The sequence below is a fragment of the Qipengyuania gaetbuli genome, assembly GCF_020524765.1.
GTDB classification, from domain to species: domain Bacteria; phylum Pseudomonadota; class Alphaproteobacteria; order Sphingomonadales; family Sphingomonadaceae; genus Qipengyuania; species Qipengyuania gaetbuli_A.
In genome coordinates, this window is sequence record NZ_JAIVLR010000001.1 from 1514466 (window position 1) to 1536614 (window position 22149).

The 22149-nt window shown below is 64.1% G+C and carries 19 protein-coding genes; 5 read left to right on the plus strand and 14 right to left on the minus strand.

The annotated features are described in order from the left end of the window. The first annotated feature begins 31 nt into the window (after positions 1-31). Positions 32-1270, plus strand: coding sequence for a methionine adenosyltransferase (gene metK, locus LC083_RS07745; protein ID WP_226699866.1), 1239 nt, complete (start codon positions 32-34; stop codon positions 1268-1270). 52 nt (positions 1271-1322) lie between these two features. Here the strand turns inward: metK and LC083_RS07750 are convergent, their stop codons facing one another. The 9 genes from LC083_RS07750 to LC083_RS07790 form a co-directional block, all read right to left on the minus strand. After that, positions 1323-1730, minus strand: a complete 408-nt coding sequence (locus LC083_RS07750; RefSeq protein ID WP_226699867.1) for a hypothetical protein — start codon at positions 1728-1730, stop codon at positions 1323-1325. 65 nt (positions 1731-1795) lie between these two features. Continuing rightward, complete coding sequence (locus LC083_RS07755) at positions 1796-2326, minus strand: hypothetical protein (RefSeq protein WP_226699868.1); 531 nt, start codon at positions 2324-2326, stop codon at positions 1796-1798. Positions 2327-2350: 24 nt separating this feature from the next. Beyond that, positions 2351-2890 (minus strand): GbsR/MarR family transcriptional regulator, encoded by a 540-nt coding sequence (locus LC083_RS07760; RefSeq protein WP_226700037.1) that lies wholly within the window; start codon positions 2888-2890, stop codon positions 2351-2353. Between the two features lie 101 nt (positions 2891-2991). Then, on the minus strand, positions 2992-4128 hold the full coding sequence (locus tag LC083_RS07765) for a CaiB/BaiF CoA transferase family protein (protein WP_226699869.1): 1137 nt from the start codon (positions 4126-4128) through the stop codon (positions 2992-2994). A gap of 37 nt (positions 4129-4165) precedes the next feature. Beyond that, positions 4166-5305, minus strand: coding sequence for a nitronate monooxygenase (locus LC083_RS07770; RefSeq protein WP_226699870.1), 1140 nt, complete (start codon positions 5303-5305; stop codon positions 4166-4168). Between the two features lie 71 nt (positions 5306-5376). Further along, on the minus strand, positions 5377-6033 hold the full coding sequence (locus LC083_RS07775; RefSeq protein ID WP_160608796.1) for a CoA transferase subunit B: 657 nt from the start codon (positions 6031-6033) through the stop codon (positions 5377-5379). Between the two features lies 1 nt (position 6034). Then, entirely contained in the window at positions 6035-6958 is a 924-nt protein-coding gene (locus tag LC083_RS07780; protein WP_226699871.1) for an HAD family acid phosphatase, read from the minus strand. Beyond that, positions 6955-7404, minus strand: a complete 450-nt coding sequence (locus LC083_RS07785) for a YybH family protein (protein ID WP_226699872.1) — start codon at positions 7402-7404, stop codon at positions 6955-6957. Before LC083_RS07785 ends, LC083_RS07780 begins: the two co-directional genes overlap by 4 nt. Before the next feature lie 71 nt (positions 7405-7475). Next, complete coding sequence (locus LC083_RS07790) at positions 7476-8183, minus strand: CoA transferase subunit A (RefSeq protein ID WP_226699873.1); 708 nt, start codon at positions 8181-8183, stop codon at positions 7476-7478. A gap of 467 nt (positions 8184-8650) precedes the next feature. On the opposite strand from LC083_RS07790, the gene LC083_RS07795 reads away from it, so the two are divergent. Further along, positions 8651-10960, plus strand: a complete 2310-nt coding sequence (locus tag LC083_RS07795; RefSeq protein WP_226699874.1) for a CDC48 family AAA ATPase — start codon at positions 8651-8653, stop codon at positions 10958-10960. 19 nt (positions 10961-10979) lie between these two features. On the opposite strand, the gene LC083_RS07800 is transcribed toward LC083_RS07795, so the two are convergent. Genes LC083_RS07800 through polA form a run of 3 tightly spaced genes read right to left on the minus strand, consistent with a single transcriptional unit; the run spans position 10980 to position 16213 of the window. Then, the gene (locus LC083_RS07800; protein WP_226699875.1) at positions 10980-12059 is read right to left on the minus strand and encodes a mechanosensitive ion channel family protein; all 1080 of its coding nucleotides are present in this window, start codon (positions 12057-12059) and stop codon (positions 10980-10982) included. A gap of 12 nt (positions 12060-12071) precedes the next feature. Then, complete coding sequence (locus LC083_RS07805; protein WP_226699876.1) at positions 12072-13373, minus strand: sensor histidine kinase; 1302 nt, start codon at positions 13371-13373, stop codon at positions 12072-12074. Positions 13374-13378: 5 nt separating this feature from the next. Then, entirely contained in the window at positions 13379-16213 is a 2835-nt protein-coding gene (gene polA / locus LC083_RS07810) for a DNA polymerase I (RefSeq protein ID WP_226699877.1), read from the minus strand. A gap of 253 nt (positions 16214-16466) precedes the next feature. Between polA and LC083_RS07815 the strand changes: the two genes are divergently transcribed. Further along, entirely contained in the window at positions 16467-16718 is a 252-nt protein-coding gene (locus LC083_RS07815; RefSeq protein WP_226699878.1) for a hypothetical protein, read from the plus strand. Between the two features lie 103 nt (positions 16719-16821). Here LC083_RS07815 and LC083_RS07820 read toward each other — a convergent pair whose 3' ends face one another. Both LC083_RS07820 and LC083_RS07825 read right to left on the minus strand, forming a co-directional pair. Then, positions 16822-17844, minus strand: a complete 1023-nt coding sequence (locus tag LC083_RS07820) for a serine hydrolase (protein WP_226699879.1) — start codon at positions 17842-17844, stop codon at positions 16822-16824. A gap of 125 nt (positions 17845-17969) precedes the next feature. Then, positions 17970-18377: a host attachment protein gene (locus LC083_RS07825; RefSeq protein ID WP_226699880.1), complete on the minus strand. Its 408-nt coding sequence runs from the start codon at positions 18375-18377 to the stop codon at positions 17970-17972. Positions 18378-18602: 225 nt separating this feature from the next. Here LC083_RS07825 and LC083_RS07830 point away from each other — a divergent pair, with 225 nt between their 5' ends. Next, positions 18603-20831 (plus strand): DUF305 domain-containing protein, encoded by a 2229-nt coding sequence (locus LC083_RS07830; RefSeq protein WP_226699881.1) that lies wholly within the window; start codon positions 18603-18605, stop codon positions 20829-20831. Between the two features lie 78 nt (positions 20832-20909). Then, a complete protein-coding gene (locus LC083_RS07835) occupies positions 20910-21995 on the plus strand; it encodes a helix-turn-helix transcriptional regulator (RefSeq protein ID WP_226699882.1) in 1086 nt (361 codons plus the stop codon). The last annotated feature ends 154 nt before the right edge of the window (positions 21996-22149 follow it).

Genomic DNA, 22149 nt, shown 5'->3' on the forward strand with positions numbered 1-22149 from the left:
GATTTCTTTATATCCAGATTCCGGGGTCTCAATGCGCGCCAATTACCTGTTCACGTCGGAAAGCGTTTCCGAAGGCCATCCGGACAAGGTTTCCGACCAGATCAGCGATGCCATCGTCGACCTGATGCTGGCAAAAGATCCGGAATCGCGCGTCGCCTGCGAAACCATGACGACGACGCAGCGCGTCATCCTGTCCGGCGAGATCCGCTGCGCGCCGATGTACGACAAGCACAATCCTGATTGGGCCGACAATGGCGGCTGGGCTCCGGGCGCAAAGGACGAAATCGAACAGGCGGTTCGCCGCACCGTGCGCGAAATCGGCTACGAGCAGGAAGGTTTCCACTGGCAGACGCTCGAGTTCGAGAACCATCTGCATGGCCAGTCGGATCACATCGCGCAGGGCGTCGATGCTAGCGGCAACAAGGACGAGGGCGCGGGCGACCAGGGCATCATGTTTGGCTTCGCCTGCGATGAAACGCCCGATTACATGCCTGCTACGCTCGACTACAGCCACAAGATTCTCGAACGGCTGGCTGCCGACCGCAAGAGCGGTGCCGCACCCTTCCTCGAACCCGATGCGAAGAGCCAGGTCACGCTGCGCTATGAAAACGGCAAGCCGGTGGAATGCACCGCGGTGGTCGTCTCGACCCAGCACGGCAAGGGCTACCACGAGGGCGAAAAGGAAGCCGAGCTCAAGGCCTATGTGAAGCAGGTCGTGTCCGACGTCCTGCCCGCCGGCTGGCTGACCGATGCGACGGAATGGCACATCAATCCCACCGGTGCGTTCGAGATCGGCGGGCCCGACGGCGATGCCGGTCTCACGGGCCGCAAGATCATCGTCGATACCTATGGCGGCGCGGCACCGCACGGCGGCGGCGCTTTCAGCGGCAAGGACCCGACCAAGGTCGACCGTTCAGCTGCCTACGTCACCCGCTACCTCGCCAAGAACATCGTGGCGGCAGGACTGGCGACGCGTTGCACGATCCAGCTGTCCTATGCGATCGGCGTGTCGAAGCCGCTGTCGCTCTATGTCGACACGCATGGCACCAGTGCTGCAGGCGTAACCGACGAGAAGCTCGAAACCGCGATTTCAAACATCGAGAAGCTGGGCGGCCTGACACCGCGCGGTATCCGCACGCACCTCGGGCTCAACAAGCCGATCTACCGCCAGACCGCAGCCTATGGCCACTTCGGGCGGCAGGCGGACGGCGATGCTTTCCCGTGGGAACGCACCGACCTGGTCGACGAGCTGAGAGCGGCGCTCGCCTGACAGCAAAAGGGCGGCACGCGAAGAGCCGCCCAGTTGCATTCTTCGATCACTTCTAACGCAGCACAACGCTCTCGCGCGGTGCTTCGACGGGATTGCCGAAGCTATCCTCGCGCAGCCACTGCCCGACCTTGCGACCGAATTTCGCAATCGCGTTCATGTTGAAGAAGTGCATGAACCCGAGCGCGACCACGACCAGCCCGATCTTGCCCGAGAGGAACTGGATCATGTCGGCAATGTCGCCGGGCGCGCTGCCGAACCGCAGCGTGAGCAGGATCCACCCCAGATTGACGAGATAGAACCCGACCACAAGCAGGTGATTGGTGCTTCGCGCCAGCTGATCGTCATGCCCGAAGCATTCGACCAGAAAGATAATGCCGTTCTTCGACAGCGTGCGGGCCACCCAGACCGTGAGGGCGATGCTGACGACAAGATAGATGATGTAGGCAGGTACGAGATACATGAGGGTTCCTCCTCGGTTTTGGGTGTGTCTTGCAAAGGTCGCGTGCGTGGCGGGCCTGTCTCCTTTCAGTGGATGAGATCGTGGATGGGATTGGAGCGCTTGTTCGGCTGCGCCTCCTGCTCGGCCAGCCGCTGGCGATAGCGTGCGACCGCCTCGCGCCAGCGGCCCCAACGCAGCGCGGCCGCGAAGCCTGCGAGCCCGCCTGCGAGGAGGAAGATCACGGCCTCAGGCTCGTACCGCCACGACACGCCCAGAACTACCGCCTGAAAGCTGGACCCGGCGAAGAAGCCTATCCCGGCGTAGAGATAGCGATGTTCAGCGTGGGCGAACTTCAGAAGGGCCGTGACGGGGAGGCCAATGGCCAGCATCCCGATCAGGGTGAAAAGGCTGGTGCCAATTGTCATGAAAAAAAGGCCAGCAAACAGTGTCACAGCAGCATTCTGCGGGGTCGAGATCGCCAGAGGAACGACCACCGTCACTGCTCCGGTCAACGCGCCCCACAGGAGAGCGGCGCCAAAGTGTACGGCAGCCGACTCTTTCGCCAAATCTGGAATTTCTGAAATTTCAGAAACGGATCTCCGCAGTTCGTTGTCCATGGTCCGAAGCTCCTCGGTTTTCGATCAGTCCTTGGGTTTTCCGCCGCCGGGCAGCAGGCGTGCGACACGGCTGCCCAGCTTCATCAGCGTGACGAGAGTCGCTTTGGGCAGGCGCCGCACGTCGGCGTACCAGCCTGCCAGATTGCCGATGAAATCATGCATCCGGCCGATCCGCTCGCGCACATGCGCGGGCACGTCGCCGCGGCCTTCTAGGCTTTCGGACAATTCGCCGAGCAGCTGGATCGTCGGGTCGATCTCGCGCCGTTTGCGCTCGGCGGTGATCTTCATGAGCATGTCCCACAGGTCGCTCTCGGCCACGAAGTGGTCGCGGCGATCGCCCTCGACATGGACGCGGCGCACGATCTGGTAGCTCTGCAATTCCTTGAGGCCGTTCGACACGTTCGAGCGGGCGAGGCCCAGCTTCTCGCAAATGTCCTCCGCATGGCGCGGGCGATCGGAAAGATAGAGCAGCGCATGAACCTGAGCGACCGAGCGGTTGACGCCCCATTGGCTGCCCATCTCCCCCCAATGGAGGATGAAGGCGCGCGCTTCGGGAATGTCCATGATGTCGGCCACGACTCAGCTCCTGTGCGGTAATTTCTGAAATTACAGAAATAACGGGATGCGTCAAGTGGGCTTGGAAATTTGCGGACTATTTGATGGCCTTAGCCGTCGCCGCCCTTGCGCGGGCTGGGCCGGTCGAGCGCAAGTTCGGCGTCCGAGAAGGTGAACGGGCTGCGCACGCCCGGCACTCCGTCCAGATCGACGCGCATCCCCCGTGCAACCACTTGTCGGTCGGCAAAGACCTGGTCGACGGGGTTGATCGGACCGGCGGGAATCCCGGCCTCGCCGCACTTGGCGAGGAGGTCGTCCTTCTGCCACGTGGCAGTTTCGCCAGCGATCAGCGCATCGAGCTCGGCGCGGTTTGCAAGGCGCGCCTCGTTCGAGGCGAAGCGTTCATCGGACAAGAGGTCGTCCCGGCCCAGCAGCTTCAACAGGCGGCGGAACAGCCCATCATTTGCTGGCGCCAGCACCACCTCGCCATCGGCCACCGGAAACACGCCATAGGCGCTGACCTGTGCGTGCTCGTTGCCCATCCGCGGCGGGTTGGAGCCAGTGGTAAGGAAATGAAGCGCCTGGCTCGCGAGCAGGCCGACCGAACAGTCGAGCAGCGCCATGTCGACGTGTTGTCCGCGTCCCGTACGCTCGCGCATGGCGAGGGCAGCCTGAATCCCGATGACCGAATAAAGGCCGCAGGTGAGGTCCGATATCGACACACCCATTTTCATCGGCTGGCCCTGCGGTTGCCCGGTCAAAGCCATGAAGCCGCTCATCCCCTGGATGACGAAATCATACCCCGCCTCGTGCGCACGGGGGCCGGTCTGGCCGAAGCCGGTGATCGAGCAGTACACGAGGCCCGCGTTCGCTTTTGCCAGCGTTTCGTAGTCGAGCCCGAATTTCGCCAACGTCCCAGTCTTGAAGTTTTCGAGCACCACATCCGCACTCGCGGCAAGTTCGCGCACCCGGTCGAGGTCGCCGGGGTCCTTGAAATCGGCGACGATGCTGCGCTTGCCGCGATTGGTCGCGTGGTAATAGGCGGCCGAACGCTCGCCCTCGTGCTGGACCCAAGGCGGCCCCCACAGCCGGGTCCCGTCGCCTTCCGGGCTTTCCACCTTGATGACATCCGCGCCGAGATCGGCGAGGATCTGTCCCGCCCATGGCCCGGCGAGCACGCGGGCGAGTTCAAGCACCTTGAGGCCGGCAAGCGGGGCCTTGGGATTGCGCGGTGTATCGAGCCACATGCGATGCGCAGTGCTTGGCGCGCGCGCGGCGGTCAAGTCACTCCATGCCTACCGATGCGGCAAGGCTGCCTACGGCTTCGAGGAATTCCTCGCGGAAGTCCTGCACGACTTGGCGGCTGGAACGGACCTGTTCGACCAGCCCGACGCCCTGGCCGACGAAATAGCTCACCAGCTCGTGCGCTTGCGCATTGCCTGCCGCGGCCTCGCGCTCGATGCGGGCGAAGGCGGGTTCGGAGACCATGCCCATCAGCGGCATCGGTAGGGTCCCGGGGCCGTCTGCCGAATCCCACGCATCATGCCATGCGGTCTTCAACTGGCGTGCGGGCTTTCCGGTGCGGCTTTTGGAACGGACGGTATCGCGGCTGCGCGCGGCGATCATCCGGGTGCGGAAGGCTTCGGAGGTTTCAGACTCGGGCGTGGCGAGCCAGATCGAGCCGGTCCATGCGCCTTGCGCCCCGGCTGCCATCATTCCGGCCATCTGCCCGCCGGTCATGATGCCGCCTGCTGCCAGCACGGGGATGTCGTGCCCGGCCCGCCTGAGCTCGCGCACGACCTCGGGGATCAGGACGAGAGTCGACACCTCGCCGCAATGACCGCCGGCTTCCGTGCCCTGCGCGACGATGATGTCGACGCCGGCCTCGGCCTGGCGGATCGCATGTTCCTTTGCCCCGACGAGAGCCGCCACAGGCACGCCGCGCTTCTTGCCTTCCTCGATCATCGCGGGCGGCGCGATGCCGAGCGCATTCGCGATCAGCCTGATGGGGTGGCGGAAGGCGACCTCCATCAAGGCGAGCCCGTTCTCAGGCGTAATGCCCATGCGTTCGCGCAGGATCGGCATCTCGGCCTCGGGCGCGATGCCGTAATGACCGAGCACCTCGTTCACGAAGCCCTGGTAAGCTGGATCGATTGCTGCCGCACGGGACTGGTTGTCGCCAAGGTCGCGTACGCGCGGATCGACAATCTCCGGCACGAGGACATCGACGCCGTAAGGCGCGCCGTCGACATGGGCGTCGATCCAGGCAAGCTCTTCCTCGAGCTGGTCGGGGCTGAACCGCGTGGCGCCCAGCACGCCGAACCCGCCTGCCTTGCTCACTGCGGCGACGACGTCGCGGCAATGGCTGAAAGCGAATAGCGGGAACTCCGCCCCGGTCAGCTCGCAGACGCGGTTCATCGGCATCGCACTCTCCCCTCGATTACTCCCTCGCAGCATGGTGAGGGGCGAATCGAGGGGTGGCAATACCCGCCGTGTCAGGAAACGTAATTCGCGGTGGTCTTGGCGGCGATTTCGTCCGCCGTGATGCCCGGTGCCATCTCGATGAGGCGGAAAGGGCTGTCGTGGTCGGGCCGTTGGAATACGGCCAGATCGGTGATGATCATGTCGACGACGTTGCGGCCCGTCAGCGGCAGCGTGCATTCGGGAATGAACTTGGGGCTGCCGTCCTTGGCCGTGTGTTCCATCACCACGATGATCTTCTTCACGCCGGCGACGAGGTCCATCGCGCCGCCCATGCCCTTGATCATCTTGCCCGGGATCATCCAGTTGGCGATGTCGCCGTTTGCGGCCACTTCCATCGCGCCCAGCACGGTGAGGTCGATGTGCCCGCCGCGGATCATGGCGAAGCTGGCAGCGCTATCGAAATAGGCCGAATGGGCCAATTCGCTGATGGTCTGCTTGCCTGCATTGATGAGATCGGCGTCTTCCTCCCCTTCATAGGGGAAGGGGCCGATGCCCAGCATGCCGTTCTCACTCTGCAGCGTGACGTGCATGCCTTCGGGGATGTGGTTGGCCACCAGCGTCGGGATGCCGATGCCGAGGTTGACGTAATAGCCGTCCTTCAGCTCGCGCGCCGCGCGGGCGGCCATCTGGTTGCGATCCCAACCGGTCTTTTCTGCCGTGTCGCTCATCTCAATTGCCTTCGCTCATGATTGCAGGCGCGTTCGATCGCGCGGTATCGGGGTTCCAGCGCTGGTCTTCGGCAAAGACCTCGCCGATCGTGCCCTTGATGGAATCGCCGTAGACTGGGTTGGGGAGGGCGAACCACCCGTTGCCCCACAGCTGCGCATAGTCGCCGCGTGCGACCAGCTGGCGGCGCGCGGCAGGCGCACGGCCTTCCTCGTTGAAGACGTCGGCGAAGTCGCCGAGGTTATCACCTGCCAGAGCGATGACGCAGTACTTGGCCGCGATCATCTTGCGGCGACCGTCCTTGCCGCCTCCGCCGCCATCGTCGCCGCGCAGGTACAGCGTGTCGAGGTGGACTGCCTTGCCGAGCCCGGCGACCTCGATTGCGCGCGCCGCGCCTTCGGGGCTGTGCTGGCGGTTGGTGTTGAACACCGGCGTGATGCCCGCCTCGCGCAGGCGGCGGATTCCGGTGACGGCACCGGGCACAGGGCGCGCGAGCGATGCGGCGCTTTCTTCCCACTTCCGCCAGCTTTCGCTGGTGTAGCGATTGCCCTGTGCCAGCCAGTATTCGTAGCCCTGGTTGAGCAGCACGGTCTCGTCCACGTCGAAGACCACCGCCAGCGGCTTGACCCGGTCCCCGTCCATGCAGGACGGTGCGGAGACGCCGCCGTCGATACCCATCGGCACGGCCTCGGGAATGCGGCGCTCGCGGGCGCGGGCGGTCGCGTAATCGGCCAGCATGCGCCAGCTCTGGATGGAAACGGCCGCAGCTTCGCCCGAGCCGTAGAGCCAGCGCATCGTGTCGGGCGCGTCGCTGTCGAGCGTGACGGCGGGCGCACTGGCGACAGGAGCTTCGGGCGCGGCGCCGGTCGTGGCGCAGGCCGAGAGGAGCATTGTCGAGGCGGCGATTGTGAGGCGGAGCTTCATCATTTGCCTTCCATGTCTGCGGGAAGCGAGTTGGCGGGTGTTTCGGCCTGCCAGTAGATTGACTGCACCAGCCAGCGCCCGTCGTCCTGGCGCATCAGCTGGAACGAGTTGATGCCGCGCACAGAACCGGCGCTGCCATCCTCGTTGGTCCAGGTCCCGGCATAGGAGGACCAGGCGTGGGCGATGTCGCCATAGACCTCGATCCGGTTGACCAGCGCGCTTTCGGTAAAGCCGCGATCGATCAGGAACGGGCCGCTGCGTTCGATATAGTCCTCGACCGATCCGCTCCAGAAGCCATCGACCCGCAAGGCGGTCATCTTCGCGTCGGGCAGGAACAGGGCGCGCATCGCATCCCAGTCGCGCGGCTGGCCCACGGGGCCGGAAATGACGGCGTAAACCGCGTCCACCGTTGCATTGATGGCAGCCTTGTCTTGAATGTTCTCGCTCATCGCGCTCTCCCCGTGATGCCCCGCAGATGCTGCTCCCGGAACTGCCAGCAGCAGGGCTGCCGCAAGCGACCTCATGCGGTTTCCCGCGGGCGCGTGGTCACGAATTCGATCTTCTTGTCGTAGGGCGCACCGATGATCATGCGCTGGACGTAGACGCCCGGCAGGTGAATGCAGTCGGGATCGAGGCTGCCGGCCGGGACCACTTCTTCCACCTCGACGACGCAGACCTTGCCGCAGGTCGCTGCCGGCAGGTTGAAGTTGCGCGCGGTCTTGCGGAACACGAGGTTGCCGGTCTCGTCGGCCTTCCACGCCTTCACAATGGCAAGGTCGGCGAAGATGCCGCGCTCGAGGATATATTCCTCGCCGTCGAAAACCTTGGTTTCCTTGCCTTCGGCGACCTGCGTACCGACGCCGGTCTTGGTGTAAAAGCCGGGAATGCCCGCGCCACCGGCGCGCATACGTTCGGCGAGCGTGCCTTGGGGGCAGAACTCGACTTCCAGCTCGCCGGAGAGGAACTGGCGCTCGAACTCCTTGTTCTCGCCAACATAGGAAGAGATCATCTTCTTCACCTGCTGCGTGCGCAGCAGCATCCCGATGCCCTCGTTGTCGATCCCGGCATTGTTGCTCGCGAAGGTTAGGCCCTTCACCCCGCTCTCGCGGATCGCTTCCAGCAGGCGTTCGGGAATGCCGCACAGGCCGAAGCCCCCGCTGGCGATCAGCATGTCGTCTTTCAGGATGCCCTCGAGGGCGCTGGCGGCGTCGGGATAAAGCTTGTTCATCAATCCTCCGTTACGGCATGGCTGCTAGCCTTGGACCGGTCGCCTGTCACCCCTGAAGAATGGCCAAAGCGCGCGAAGCGATTGGAGAATTCGCCAGTGCAGCATGGGATGCACGCCTGAGCCGAATCCCCTCGCCGTGTGTAGCAAATTGTGCTGCGCTTGCGAAAAGCGCGGGGAATCCAGCTGTTGTTAATTCAGTTATTTGCTCCATTATGTTGCGCCCTACGCAACAATCGATGTGCTTTTCGCACTTGCACAAAATGTGTCCGGAAAGCATATGTGGGCCTGCCTTTCAGGCATCCTCTCCCAAGACTTTCCAAGCCCGGCTGGACTTCCAGCCGGGCTTTTTTCTTGCCTGCAGGGGGCTTTTCTCCGGACCCCTCGCGCCTCTCGCTCATTGCAACCTTGCACGGTGACCCCATTTGGGGGGCAACCGGATACGAGTTGACGGAAGGGAGACTACCCAGATGGCCGATGCCGATGCAGCGACTGCCGTGGAAGACAAGACGGTGCGGCTCCAGGTCGCCGCTGCCCGCCAGGAAGAAAGCGGCCAGGGGATCGCCCGCATGCCGCGTTCGGCGTTCCAGGCACTTGGCATCACCGAAGGCGATACCGTCCAGATTACCGGCAAGCGCGACACGGTGGCGATTGCCATGTCCGCCTATGACGAAGACCAGACGCTCGACGTCATCCGCCTCGACGGCCTCCAGCGCGGCAATGCCGAGGTCGGCTCGGGCGAGCACGTCAAGGTCGTGGCTGCCGAATCGCGGCCCGCCACCCGCGTGGTCTTCGCACCCGCTACCCGCGAAATGCGCCTGCAGGGACCGGCACAGGCCCTGAAGCGCAATTTCTTCCGCAAGCCCATTATGGCCGGCGACCTCGTCGCCACCACCGGCCAGCAGCCGGTTCAGAACCTTCCGCCTAACGTGCGCGGGATGTTCAATGCACCGGCCTATGCGCTGACCCAGATCCGCCTCTCGGTCGTGTCGACCAGCCCCAAGGGCATCGTCCACATCGACGAGAAGACCGAGGTCGAACTGCGTGCCGAGTTCGAAGAACCGCGCGATGCCCGCGCCGTCGTCAATTACGATGATGTGGGCGGCATGGGTGACACCATCCAGGCGCTGCGCGAGATGGTCGAACTCCCGCTGCGCTACCCCGAGTTGTTCACCCGCCTCGGCGTCGATCCGCCCAAGGGCGTGCTGCTCCACGGTCCGCCCGGCACCGGCAAGACGCGCCTCGCGCAGGCGGTAGCCAACGAGAGCGACGCGAACTTCTTCACCATCAACGGCCCGGAAATCATGGGCTCGGGCTATGGCGAGAGCGAGAAGGCCCTGCGCCAGGTGTTCGAGGAGGCGAGCAAGTCCTCGCCTGCCATCGTCTTCATCGACGAGATCGATTCGATTGCGCCCAAGCGCGACCGTGTGCCGGGCGAGGCGGAAAAGCGCCTCGTTGCGCAATTGCTCACGCTGATGGACGGGCTGGAGGCGCGCTCCAACCTCGTGGTCATCGCGGCGACCAACCGCCCCGACGCCATTGACGAGGCATTGCGCCGTCCCGGTCGTTTCGACCGCGAAATCGTCATCGGCGTGCCAGACGAAAAGGGCCGGCGCGAGATTCTCGGCATCCACACCCGCGGCATGCCGCTGGGTGACAAGGTGGACCTCAACGAACTGGCCAAGGCAACCTACGGCTTCGTAGGTGCGGACATTGCCGCCCTGTCGCGCGAGGCCGCGATCGACGCGGTGCGCCGGATCATGCCCAAGCTCGATCTCGACGAACGCACGGTCCCGCCCGAGGTGCTCGACGAGCTGTTCGTCAGCCGCGAGGATTTCCTTTCCGCGCTCAAGCGCATCCAGCCTTCCGCCATGCGCGAAGTCATGGTCCAGGTGCCCAATGTCGGCTGGTCCGACATCGGCGGCGTGGGCGATGCGATCGAGAAGCTGAAAGAAGGCATTGAGCTGCCGCTCAAGAACCCCGACGCGTTCCACCGGCTCGGTATCCGTCCGGCCAAGGGCTTCCTGCTCTATGGCCCGCCCGGTACCGGCAAGACGCTGCTGGCCAAGGCCGTCGCCAAGGAGGCGGAGGCGAACTTCATCTCGATGAAGAGTTCGGACCTCCTGTCAAAATGGTACGGCGAGAGCGAGCAGCAGATCGCCCGCATGTTCAAGCGCGCCCGCGCGGTCGCACCCTGCGTGGTCTTTATCGACGAGATCGACAGCCTCGTCCCGGCGCGCGGCAGCGGGCAGGGCGAACCGCAGGTCACCGGCCGGGTCGTCAATACCATCCTTGCCGAGATGGACGGGCTTGAAGAACTCCAGTCGGTCGTCGTGATCGGCGCGACCAACCGTCCCACTCTGGTCGACCCAGCACTGCTACGGCCCGGCCGTTTCGACGAGCTGGTCTATGTCGGCACGCCCGACAGGGCCGGGCGCGAGCAGATTCTCGGCATCCACACGGAGAACATGCCATTGGCGACCGATGTGTCGCTGGCCGATGTGGCAGGCAAGACCGAGCGCTTCACCGGCGCGGACCTCGAAGACGTGGTGCGCCGCGCTGGCCTCAACGCCCTGCAGCGGGCAGGCGGCGACGTGCAGGAAGTGGCGGCGGTCGATTTCGAGGAAGCCTTGAAGGACAGCCGCGCGACCGTCACTTCGCAGATGGAAGCCGAATACCAGAAGATGCGCGGCGAACTGAAGAAGCGGGCGGCGGAAATCCAGCCGATCGGCTTCATTCACGAAGGCATGGTGGAAAGCACGCGCGACCAGAAGCATTGAACCGCAGCGGGTGGAAGGGTCAGGCCTCTTTCGCCCGCGCGTTGGCTGCTTCCACTTCGAGGCGGTGGCGGATCAGCGCATCCGGCTGGTTTTCGCGCAGCCACTTCACCATGTGCTCGCGCACGGCGCAGCGCAGGTTGAAGAGATCGCCGATGGTCTCCGCGCTCATCGACAGGCGCAGCTCGATGCTTTCCGGATAGGCTTCTGTCATGACGAGCGCGAGATTGCGGCCGTCCCACAGGGGATGGGCCTTCACGAAGGCTTCGAATTCTTCGCGGATCGGCTCGACTTCGCTTGCCGGGTCGAGATGGAGCATGACCGGGCCGGTCAGCTTCTCGCTCACCCGTGACCAGTTCTCGAACGTGTTGTCGAGGAAGCGTGCGGTCGGCACCACAAGCACGCGCTCGTCCCAGGTGCGCACTGTCACGAAGCTCATGCGGATCTCTTCCACGCGCCCGGCCTGGCCGTCCACCTTGACGAGGTCCCCGATGCGCAGGGGCTGGGTCAGCGCCATCTGCAGGCCTGCAATCAGCGACTTCAGCGCCGGCTGGGCGGCAGCGCCGATGGCCAGTGCGGCAAGACCGGCAGAGGCGAGCATCGTCGTGCCGACCTTGGCGACACCCGGAATGCTCAGCATGATCAGCGAGACGGTGATGATGACGATGGCGAAGGTCGCCGTGCGCGACAGGATCGCAATGCGGGTGCGCAGCGAACGGGTCGCCACCTCGTCGCCGGCCAGCTCCACCTGCCGTTCGTATCCGGCTGCGAAACCCTTGACCACGGCATAGGCGACCCAGCCGAGAACGAAGGGCTGGAGGAATTTCGCCAGAACGTCCCAGCCGTCACCGACGAGGTGGTCGTTTTCCGCTGCAATGGAGATCGCAAATCCGATCATGGCCCAGCGCAGCGGCTTGCGTACGCGCTGGACGATCACGTCGTCGATCTGGCTTTCCGATGCGCGGGTGAACCGCCGCAGCAGGGCAAAGGCGATATAATGGACAATCAGCGCGAGGACGATCGAGCTGCCCAGCGCAACTGCGGTTTCAATCAGGCCTTCGTAGGAAATCGGCCAGTTGCGTGGATCGTAGCGTTCTAGCATCGGCAGAGGCGACTAGGGTTTGGCGCTATCGGTTGCAAGCGAAGCGGGGCCTTCGTCGGCAGGCAGGTCGATAGTCACGACGAGCCCGTCGGGCGTGAAATCCCGCGTGACCGACCCGCCGAACTGGCGCGCGGCGGAGTTCATCAGCAGGCTGCCGAAGCCCTGCCGCTCGGGCTCTCCGTCGAGCGGGACGCCGCTTTCCTTCCACACCAGCACGACGCGATCGTCCTTGCGGTCCCAGGATACGTCGATGGTACCACCATTCGCCCAGGCACCGTACTTCACCGCATTGGTGGTCAGTTCATGGAACACGAGGCCGAGCGGCGTGATCCGCTTGGCAGGGACAAGTACTTCGGGGCCGCCGATGGTCGCGGTCTGCGAAGCCGAGCGGTAAGGTGCAAGCGAGGTATCCACCAGCGCCTCGAGCGAGGCGACCTGCGTCTCCAGCGCGCCCTGACTTACTTCGTGCGCGGTCAGGAGAGCGCGAATACGCTCCGAAATACTGTCCGTGACAGGCTTCGCTTCCGGTTTGTCGCGCGCGCTCATCTGCACGATCGCGAGGACCACCGCGAAGAGGTTCTTCACGCGGTGGTTGAGTTCGCGCGCAAGCAGGTCTGCACGGTCGCGGGCCTCGACCACGGCAGCGGCCTGCGCGGCTTCCGCTTCGGCCCGGGCTGCGCGCGATACCAGCCTTGCGCCCAGCAGGATGGCGATCAGGATAAGGATAATGAGGCCGCCGAGCAGCGGCAGGATGCGCGCCTCCAGCCGGGCGGTTTCCGCAGCCTGTGCGGCCAAGATGTCGCGTTCGATCAGGCGCATTTCCTCGATCGCGCGGCGCAGGCGCTCCATCGCTTCCTGTCCTTCGTCGGACAGGACCGCGCGGCGCGCATCGAGCAGGCGGCCGTCCTGCACCAGCAGCACGCTGCGTTCCATCTCGTCGAACTTGGCGCGCGCGAGGGCATCGATCTGGTCGAGCAGTTCTTCCTGCCGGACCGTGGTCTGTCCCTTGAGCAGCGCACGCAGGCGGCGCAGCGTCGGTTCGATCTGCTCGCTGCCTTCTTCGTAGGATGCGAGGTAACGGCGATCGAGCGTGATGAGATAGCCGCGCTGGCCGGTTTCCGCATTGAGCGCGGCAACTTCGACCTGCTGCAGTTCGGCAAGTACGCTGGCGGTCAGGCGCGACTGTTCGCGTTCGTCCCGCTCCCCGCCAAGGGTCTGGTAGACGAGGAAGACCACCGCGATCATCGCGCCGAAGATGACCAGCGACAGCGCCGCATTGGGCCATCGGCGCGTCGTGCGCACAGCGGCGATCATGTCCTTCAATGCGCGGCCCCCCAGCTCTTGCCGGTCCCGATTTCGACGCCGAGCGGAACATCGAGGCTGACCGCGGGGCCGGCCGCACCGGCCATGACCTCCTCGATCACCTTCGAAGCGCGTTCGACGTCCCCTTCGGGCAGTTCGAAAACGAGTTCGTCGTGCACTTGGAGCAGCATGCGCACCTTGTCGAGCCCTGCGTTTACAAGGGCTTCGTCCATGCGGATCATGGCGCGCTTGATGATGTCGGCGCTGGTGCCCTGGATCGGCGCGTTGATCGCCGCGCGCTCGCTGCCCTGGCGTTCGGCCTGGTTCTTGGACGAGATGCGCGGGAACCACGTCTTGCGGCCGAACAGTGTCTCCGAATAGCCGCGCTCGCGCACCCGCTCGAGCGTTTCGAGGATGTAGCGCTGGATGCCCGGGAAGCGCTGGAAATAGGTGTCGATCATGGCCTGCGCCTCGTCCGGCTCGACCTTGAGGCGGCCGGCAAGACCCCAGCGCGAGATGCCGTAGAGGATGGCGAAGTTGATCGTCTTGGCCCGGGCGCGGGTATCGCGCGTCACTTCGCCGAACATCTCGGTCGCCGTGCGGGCGTGGATGTCCTCGCCATTGGCGAAGGCTTCCTTTAGCGGGCCGACATCGGCCATGTGCGCGGCGAGCCGCAGCTCGATCTGCGAATAGTCGGCAGCGAGCAGCACATTGCCCTCTTCCGCCACGAAGGCCTCGCGGATCTGGCGGCCGATTTCGGTGCGGATCGGGATGTTCTGCAGATTCGGGTCGGTCGAGGACAAGCGCCCGGTCTGCGCCCCCACGAGGCTGTAGCTCGTGTGCACCCGGCCGGTCTTAGGGTTGATCGCGTCCTGCAGGGCGTCGGTATAGGTCGACTTCAACTTGCTGAGCTGACGCCATTCCAGCACCTTGTCGGCGATTTCCGCGCCTTCGCCCGACAGGCGTTCGAGCACCGACTGGTCGGTCGAATACTGGCCGCTCTTGCCCTTCTTGCCGCCTTTGTAGCCGAGCGTGTCGAATAGGACGTCGCCCAGCTGCTTGGGGCTGCCAACGGTGAATTCTGCGCCGGCGAGCGCATGGATTTCCTTTTCCAGCCGTCCGGTCTCGGTCGCGAATTCTTCCGACAGCTTGGCCAGCCGCGCCCGGTCGACCTTGATTCCGCGCTGTTCCATACGCGCGACTACGGGCACGAGCGGCCGGTCGACACGCTCGTAAATTGCCGCACCGCCTTCATCCGGCAGGCGGCGCTTCAGGTGCTGGTAGAGCCGCCTGGTAACGTCGGCATCCTCGGCGGCATATTCGGTCGCCTTGTCGAGCGGGACCTCGCCGAAGGGGATGGCCTTCTTGCCGGTGCCGCAGACTTCCTTGAACGCGATGCAGGTGTGGCCGAGGTGTCGTTCGGCAAGCTCGTCCATGCCGTGGCCGCCGCCGATCCCGTCAAGGCCGCGCCCAGCATCGAGGTCGAAGCTGATGACCATCGTATCCTCGACCGGCGTGACCTCGACGTCGTAACGCGAAAGGACGTTGAGATCGTATTTGCCGTTGTGCAGGACCTTGATCACCGCATCGGAGGCCAGCAGCGGGCGCAGCGCGGCAAGCGCGGCATCCAGCGGCACCTGGTCGGGCTTTTCGGCGAACATGTCGGTCCCGCCGTGGGCGAGCGGAATGTAGCACGCATCGTTGGGACCGAGTGCGAGGCTGATGCCGACGAGGTCCGCCGCCATGCTGTCGAGCGCGCTCGTCTCGGTATCTATGGCGACCAGCCGTGCGGCCTTGGCGCGCTCGATCCAGTGCTCGAGGCGCTCGATCGACTGGACGCATTCATAGGCGCTCCGGTCGACCTTCGGCATGTCGGGCAGCGGCTGCCGGCTACCCTCGGCATTGGCGGGCGCGCTGGCGTTTTCCTGCTTGACGGGATTGAGCTCGGTCGGCTTGCCGGGGCTCCCGGCACCGGCATCGAGGCGGCGCAGCAGGCTGGTGAAGCCGTGCTTTTCGAGGAACTGGGCGAGCGGTCCGGGCGGCACGCCGTCGAGCTTCATGTCCTCGAGCGAGACGGGCAGGGGGCAGTCTTCCTTGAGCGTCACGAGGATGCGGCTCAGTTCCGCGTCCGCGCGGTGTTCCAGCAGCCGCTCCTTGAGCTTGGACTTCTTCATGTCCCCTGCCGAATCGAGCGCGGCGGTCAGGTCGCCATGCTCGGCAATGAGCTTGCTTGCGGTCTTGGGGCCGACGCCGAAGATGCCCGGGATATTGTCGACCGAATCGCCCATCAGCGCGAGCACGTCGCCGACCTTTTCCGGCGGGACGCCGAACTTTTCCTCGACCTCCTCGATATAGATGCGCGCGCTCTTCATCGTGTCGAGCATGTCGATGCGCGCGCCGTCCTTCTCGCCGACGAGCTGCATCAGGTCCTTGTCGGAAGACACGATGGTCACGTCCCAGCCCTGTGCCTGTGCAGCCCGGGCATAGGAGGCGATCATGTCGTCGGCCTCGACATCGGGCTCTTCGATGCAGGGCAGCGAGAAAGCGCGCGTCGCATCGCGGATCAGCGGGAACTGGGGCACGAGGTCTTCGGGCGGAGCGGGCCTATTCGCCTTGTACTGGTCGTAGATCTCGTTGCGGAAGGAATGGCTCGACTTGTCGAGAATCACCGCGAGGTGAGTCGGGCCTTCCGCCTTGTCGAGGTCTTCGGCCAGCTTCCACAGCATGGTGGTATAGCCGTAGACCGCGCCGACCGGCGTGCCTTCGGGGTCAGTGAGGGGAGGCAGCCTGTGATAGGCACGGAAAATGTAGGCGGACCCGTCGACGAGATAGAGGTGGTTTTTATCGGCCATCATGGCGTTGCCTAGCAGCGGTTAGGGGACTTTGGGAGCGGAAAGGCCTCGAAAAAATGTGGCCGACAAATGGCGGAAATCCGGCAATTTGGGGGCAAATGAGGCGAAATTGGGCATGAATGTGGCGAAATCGCTTGCAGTGCCACAATCCGGCCATTATTTAGGGCCTCGTAAGGCCTCGAAAGGGTCTTGCGCGGAGGAGGCGGATCATCGCCGAATTCGCACTCAAACTCGCTGTTTAAGGATTTATCTTATGCGCAAGATCGCTCTCGTTGCTGCCGCTTCGGCCGCTGCTCTCTCGCTCGCCGCTTGCTCGGAAGCCACCGAAGACGCTGCTGAAGCCACCACCGAAGCTGCTGCTGCTGACGCAGAAGCAAACATGGAAGCTGCTGGCGAAGCCGTCGAAGCAGCCGGTGCTGAAGTTGCCGCTGAAGGCGAAGAAGCTGCTGCCGAAGTCGAAGCAGCTGTCGAAGGCGAAACCACCGAAGAAGCTGCTGCCGAGTAATCGCGCACTCTTCGCTGGCTAAAGCCAACGAAATAGAAGGGCGGTACCGCAAGGTGCCGCCCTTTTCGTTTGTCCGGTGGTGAACCCCCGAAGGAGTGGGCGCTTACTTCCCGCCGAAATCGGCGTTGGTCCACACCCGCTTGGGATTGGAAGTCTGCGCCGAATAGCCATCGTGAATGGCCCGCGCGATCTGCGCGATCTTGGCTTCGCGATTGAGGCGCGAACCCTGTCCCGTGACATAAATGGCAACCGCCACGGCGCGGCCGTCCGGCGTCTCGAGAATGCCGACATCGCTCGACGTGTTGTTGAGCGAGCCGGTCTTGTGGCTCACTCGCACACTATCCGGCATCAGCGCCGGGATACGACGCTTGCCCGTACGCGTGCGGCTCATCGCGCCGAGCAGCACGCGGCGGCTTTCGGGTTTCAGGAACTTGCCCTGGTAGAGGCCGCTCAGCAGATCGAGCATCGCCTTGGGCGTGGCGCTGTCGCGCTTGTCGATGTGCTGGGCAGGATCGTATTCGCCGTCGTCACGCACGAGCGTGGCGATGTCGCGGTCGATGCTGAAATCCCGGATGCCCTGGCGGCGCACCCAGTCGTTCACCGCGTCCGGCCCGCCGACGACACGCAGGAGCGCGTCCGTGGCAGGGTTGCTCGATCGGGTGATCATGATTTCGATCAGGTCGATCGCCTTCATGTACTCGCCCTCATAGACCGGGGCGACCTTGCTGGAGAAGCGGGCCGACTTGCGCGGCAGCAGCAGCGGGAATTCGCTGGTGAGGCTCCACTTCCCCTTTTCGACACCTTCGAGGAAGGTCGCGGCCACGGCGATCTTGCTGGTGCTCGCCATGGGGAAGCGCTGGTCGCCAAGGACGGTAACCATCTGGCCGCTCGTCAGGTCGATGGCGGCAACGCCGATACGTCCGTTCGAACCGTCGGCCAGTTCGGCCAGACGCTGTTCGAAGGCATTGTCGTATATCGCATCGAAGCTCTGCGGCGCGCGCAGTTCCGTGCCGAGCGCCGTATCGAACTGCTTGAGGTATGAATTGTCCTGCGCGCTAAGCGTGGTCGGGGCTGCGAAGGCCAGCGTCGCTGCCAGGATTGTCTTGCCGAGGTTCTTCATTCGCATACCGTTACGTATAGCACAGTTTGGTTAGGGCCGGCTTAACGTAACGGAATCGAGCAAATCAAGCGCGCCCGCGACAGAATGTGTCGCAGGCACGCCCGATGCTTGTTTATCGGCGTCAGGACGCGTTACGCGGACGCAATCACCTTCTCGATGCGGTCGGTGCTTTGGCCGGTCACGGTCTTGTCGATCTCGCCCACCAGCCTGCTCTGCAGTTCGGAATGATAATGCTTGCGCATTTCGCCCAGCGTCTTCGGATCGGCGATGATCAGCACATCCGTGATCTCGCCGGAGATCGCCTTGGCGTTCAACCATTCGGCTGCCGCGGCACCGTGGGCGAGTTCTTCGAGGTCGGTGCGGCCAAGCTGGCGACCGATATTGTCCTGGTGTCGCACGCCGGCGCTAAAATTGCTCGGGCTGAGGTCCGGCTTCTCCGCATCCGAAAGCCGCGGCTCGAAGGGCTTGCCGGTATTGCGCATCACGGTGAAGCTTTCACCGTCGACGATGGCGACATGCGCCTTGTGCGGCACTTTCATGGGATATCTCCTCTGGCTCGTTCGATGTCTCATCCTGTCAACGGACGAGCGAGCGATCCGGTCCGCCGATCCGGCGTGCTGCGCGCTCGCCCTGCCTTTCATGGTTCGACGAATTGCCAACCATCACGGGCCAACGACTTGAGCCTATCGCTTTCCGGCTTGACCGGCCTTGATCCATGACAACTATGTGCCCCGCCAAGGTTTGGGTTGCCCCGGGGGACTGACATGAAATCGATTATCCGCGTAACGGCTGCTGGCCTGTTGCTTTCCTCTTCGCACGCGGTGCTGGCACAGGAAGTGCCCATCGTGCTGCCCGGTGCGCCGGGCGAAGCGCCGCGCGTCATTGACAAGACTGAAGCCGTGGCGCTTTCGGACACGTCCTATTCGCCCGCCGACGTCGCCTTCATGCAGGGCATGATCGTCCATCACCAGCAGGCCGTCGACATGGCTGCCCTGGTGAAGGAACGTACCAATAACGACGCCATCCTGAAGACCGCCGACCGTATCGAGGCGGGCCAGAAGGACGAAATGAAGTTCATGCGGGAATGGCTGGAAGCGCGCGGGGAAGCGGTCACCATGCCTCATTCGGCGCATATGGGTCACGCCGGTCACGGCGGCATGAAAGGCATGGCCAGCGGCGAGCAGATGACGGCGCTGGCTGCCGCTCGCGGGACCGAATTCGACCGCCAGTTCCTGATGCTCATGGTCGCACACCACCAGGGCGCACTCGACATGGTCGAGGCCCTGCACGATGCCCCCGGCAGCGCTTACGAACCGGTGATGTTCGAATTCACGAACGAGGTCGTCAGCGACCAGCAGGCCGAGATCGAGCGCATGAACGCCGTGCTCGCCGAACTGTCGACCGACCCGCGCGCCACGCTCGCCGCCGGTTTCCGCGACGCTGGCGAGGCGATTTCCGGCCTGCGCCTGGTCGTCGCGCAGCCCAAGCCCACCGGCTTCTTCGATCCTGCCAACCCCGCCGGCCTCCAGCCGCGCATCGAGAAAGACAAGGACGAGAAGGACGAAGAGGACAAGAAGGCCAAGCCGGCCAAGAAGGCTGCGAGCGAAGACGAGGACGGCGAGGAAGAGAAGCCGCGCTTCGGCAAGCGAGGTTCGCTGCTCGACTTCGCCAATACCGACATGGCCTTTTCCGGCGACCTGATGGTGGCCGGCAATTATCACGGCTTCAACGCCTATCGCCTTGGCGAAGACGGCGTGCCGCAGCTGGTCAGCTCGGTCGTCTGCCCCGGCGGTCAGGGCGACGTCTCGATCGTCGGCAACCTGCTCGTGATGAGCGTGCAGGACAGCCGCGCGCGCGTCGATTGCGGTCTGCAGGGCGTCAATGGCAAGGTGAGCGAGGAGCGCTTCCGCGGCCTGCGCATCTTCGACATCTCGGACATCACCCGCCCGCGCCAGGTCGGCCAGGTGCAGACCTGCCGCGGCAGCCACACCCACTCCATCGTCACAGCCGACGACAAGACCATCGTCGTCTACAATTCGGGCACGTCCTATGTGCGCGACGAGAAGGAAATGGCGGGCTGTTTCAACACCGCCGGTGACGAAACCGCGCTCTTCAGCATCGACGTCATCGAGATCCCGGTCGCCAATCCCGCGGCGGCCCGCATCGTCGACAGCCCGCGCGTGTTTGCCAAGGATGGCCAGATCGCCGGCCTGTGGCGCGGCGGCGACCATGGCGAAGGCACGCAGGACACCAATGTCACGAACCAGTGCCACGACATCACGGTCTTCCCGTCGAAGAAGATCGCGGCCGGCGCTTGCTCGGGCAATGGCATCGTGCTCGACATCTCGAACCCGCTGAAGCCCACGCGTATCGCCGATGTGACTGACAAAGGCTTCGCCTACTGGCACTCGGCCACCTTCAACAATGACGGCACCAAAGTGCTGTTCACCGACGAATGGGGCGGCGGCGGTCGTCCGCGTTGCCAGGCGGGCGATCCCGTGACCTGGGGTGCCGACGCCTTCTATGCGCTCAATGGCGACAAGCTTGAATACCGCGGCGTCTTCAAGCTTCCCGCTCCGCAGAGCGACAAGGAGAACTGCGTCGCGCACAACGGTTCGATCATCCCGGTACCGGGCCGCGATATCTTCGTGCAGGCATGGTACCAGGGCGGCATTTCGGTGATCGATTTCACCGATGCGACCAATCCGGTCGAGATCGCCTATTTCGACCGTGGCCCGATCGACAAGGACCAGCTGATTACCGGCGGTTATTGGTCGGCTTACTGGTACAACGGCCGTATCTATGCGACCGAGATCAGCCGCGGCCTCGACGTCTTCGCGCTCGAGCCCAGCGAATTCCTCACTGCCGAGGAAATCGCGGCAGCCGAAGCGGCGCAGTATTCGGGCGGCGTCTTCAATCCGCAGACACAGACCGAAGTGACCTGGCCCGCCGATGTCATCGCGGCGGTGGAAGCCAGCCGCAAGGGCGGCTGACCGGAGCCGCCGGTAGCAGGAGCCATCCGTCAATCGGGGCGAGAGCAGAACTCGCCCCCATAGTGCAGGGAGCCGATTTTGGGCTGGGTCGCAACCGCTCGTCTCGTCGAGGCGATCTATGACGCCGAAGCATTCACCGACGTCGTCGGTGAACTTGCGCAGAGCATCGGTGCGCGATCCTTCTTCGGCGGCTTCGGGCTGGAGGGCGGCCTCAGCGATTTCGCGATCGACAGCGGTTGGTGGTCGGCGGAGCAGATCGCGCTCTACGGCAGCGCCTATATCGAGCACGACCCCTGTGTCGGCGCGATGCTGTCGAACTGGCACCCGCAAAAGGTGCTCGACCTCGAACGGCTGATCGGCGGGCGCGAGTTCGAACACAGCCTGCTCTACCAGGACTTCATCCGCCCGATGGGGGATGACACGTTCCGTGCGCTTGGGGTTCCGTTCGAACTCGCTGGCGGCAAGGGCGCAGTGACCTTCCAGCGGGGGATCGGCCAGGCGAAATTCTCGGAGGAGGAGAAGGCCGCGCTTGAACGGTTTGCACCTGCCTTGGCGCAGCTGTTCGCAGCACGCGGAAAGATCGTCGCGCTGGAAAATACGGCGCAGCGTCACCGCGGCCTTGCCGACAGTTTCGGGCGACCCATGATGAACCTGACGTCTGCAGGCAGGCTGGTGGAAGCCAATGCAGCTGGCAGCGCGCTGCTGAAGGCCGGACAGGTGCTGGAACTCCACGAAGGCTTCGTGCGCCCGCCTGCAATCCGGATGCGCCAACCGTTCAAGGATGCGCTTTCAGCGATGGCGGAGCGGCCCGGCGCGGGAATGTCCGGCCTTCGCCTGACCCGGCCCGACGCGCCGCCGGATGAGGCGATCGCATTGCCGCAAATGGACGGTACTATCCTGCTCGAGATCATGCCTGCCGCAGCGCCCGACCTGTCGGCCGACCTGCAGCGGATCTATGGCCTGTCCCCGTCCGAAAGCCAGGTCGCTACATTGCTCTGCGACGGGCATTCGATCGGCGAGATTGCCGAATTACGGAACGTCAGCATCCATACCGTGCGCCTGCAGGTGCGCTCTGTCGCGGCGAAGATGGGCTGTTCGCGGCAGGTCGACATCGTCCGGCGAATAGCTGCCCTGCCGCGATATCATTCGTCCCAAATACAGTAATATAGCGCGTTTGCGTTATTCTCCCGGCAAGTCGTGTCGTTTATCAGCGACTTGCGACCCGAAGGGAGCCTGTTAGACAACAAGCTTTCTCGACTTTGCACCCGGCGGGCCCATGCTCGCCGGGTCTTTTTTTGGCGTTTTCCGGCCGCACAAT

Bases quoted from the DNA above. Each gene is read 5' to 3' on its own strand.
- metK (WP_226699866.1), top strand. From the start codon at position 32: ATGCGCGCCAATTACCTGTTCACGTCGGAAAGCGTTTCCGAAGGCCAT.
- LC083_RS07750 (WP_226699867.1), bottom strand. From the start codon at position 1,730: ATGTATCTCGTACCTGCCTACATCATCTATCTTGTCGTCAGCATCGCC.
- LC083_RS07755 (WP_226699868.1), bottom strand. From the start codon at position 2,326: ATGGACAACGAACTGCGGAGATCCGTTTCTGAAATTTCAGAAATTCCA.
- LC083_RS07760 (WP_226700037.1), bottom strand. From the start codon at position 2,890: ATGGACATTCCCGAAGCGCGCGCCTTCATCCTCCATTGGGGGGAGATG.
- LC083_RS07765 (WP_226699869.1), bottom strand. From the start codon at position 4,128: ATGTGGCTCGATACACCGCGCAATCCCAAGGCCCCGCTTGCCGGCCTC.
- LC083_RS07770 (WP_226699870.1), bottom strand. From the start codon at position 5,305: ATGCCGATGAACCGCGTCTGCGAGCTGACCGGGGCGGAGTTCCCGCTA.
- LC083_RS07775 (WP_160608796.1), bottom strand. From the start codon at position 6,033: ATGAGCGACACGGCAGAAAAGACCGGTTGGGATCGCAACCAGATGGCC.
- LC083_RS07780 (WP_226699871.1), bottom strand. From the start codon at position 6,958: ATGATGAAGCTCCGCCTCACAATCGCCGCCTCGACAATGCTCCTCTCG.
- LC083_RS07785 (WP_226699872.1), bottom strand. From the start codon at position 7,404: ATGAGCGAGAACATTCAAGACAAGGCTGCCATCAATGCAACGGTGGAC.
- LC083_RS07790 (WP_226699873.1), bottom strand. From the start codon at position 8,183: ATGAACAAGCTTTATCCCGACGCCGCCAGCGCCCTCGAGGGCATCCTG.
- LC083_RS07795 (WP_226699874.1), top strand. From the start codon at position 8,651: ATGGCCGATGCCGATGCAGCGACTGCCGTGGAAGACAAGACGGTGCGG.
- LC083_RS07800 (WP_226699875.1), bottom strand. From the start codon at position 12,059: ATGCTAGAACGCTACGATCCACGCAACTGGCCGATTTCCTACGAAGGC.
- LC083_RS07805 (WP_226699876.1), bottom strand. From the start codon at position 13,373: ATGATCGCCGCTGTGCGCACGACGCGCCGATGGCCCAATGCGGCGCTG.
- polA (WP_226699877.1), bottom strand. From the start codon at position 16,213: ATGGCCGATAAAAACCACCTCTATCTCGTCGACGGGTCCGCCTACATT.
- LC083_RS07815 (WP_226699878.1), top strand. From the start codon at position 16,467: ATGCGCAAGATCGCTCTCGTTGCTGCCGCTTCGGCCGCTGCTCTCTCG.
- LC083_RS07820 (WP_226699879.1), bottom strand. From the start codon at position 17,844: ATGCGAATGAAGAACCTCGGCAAGACAATCCTGGCAGCGACGCTGGCC.
- LC083_RS07825 (WP_226699880.1), bottom strand. From the start codon at position 18,377: ATGAAAGTGCCGCACAAGGCGCATGTCGCCATCGTCGACGGTGAAAGC.
- LC083_RS07830 (WP_226699881.1), top strand. From the start codon at position 18,603: ATGAAATCGATTATCCGCGTAACGGCTGCTGGCCTGTTGCTTTCCTCT.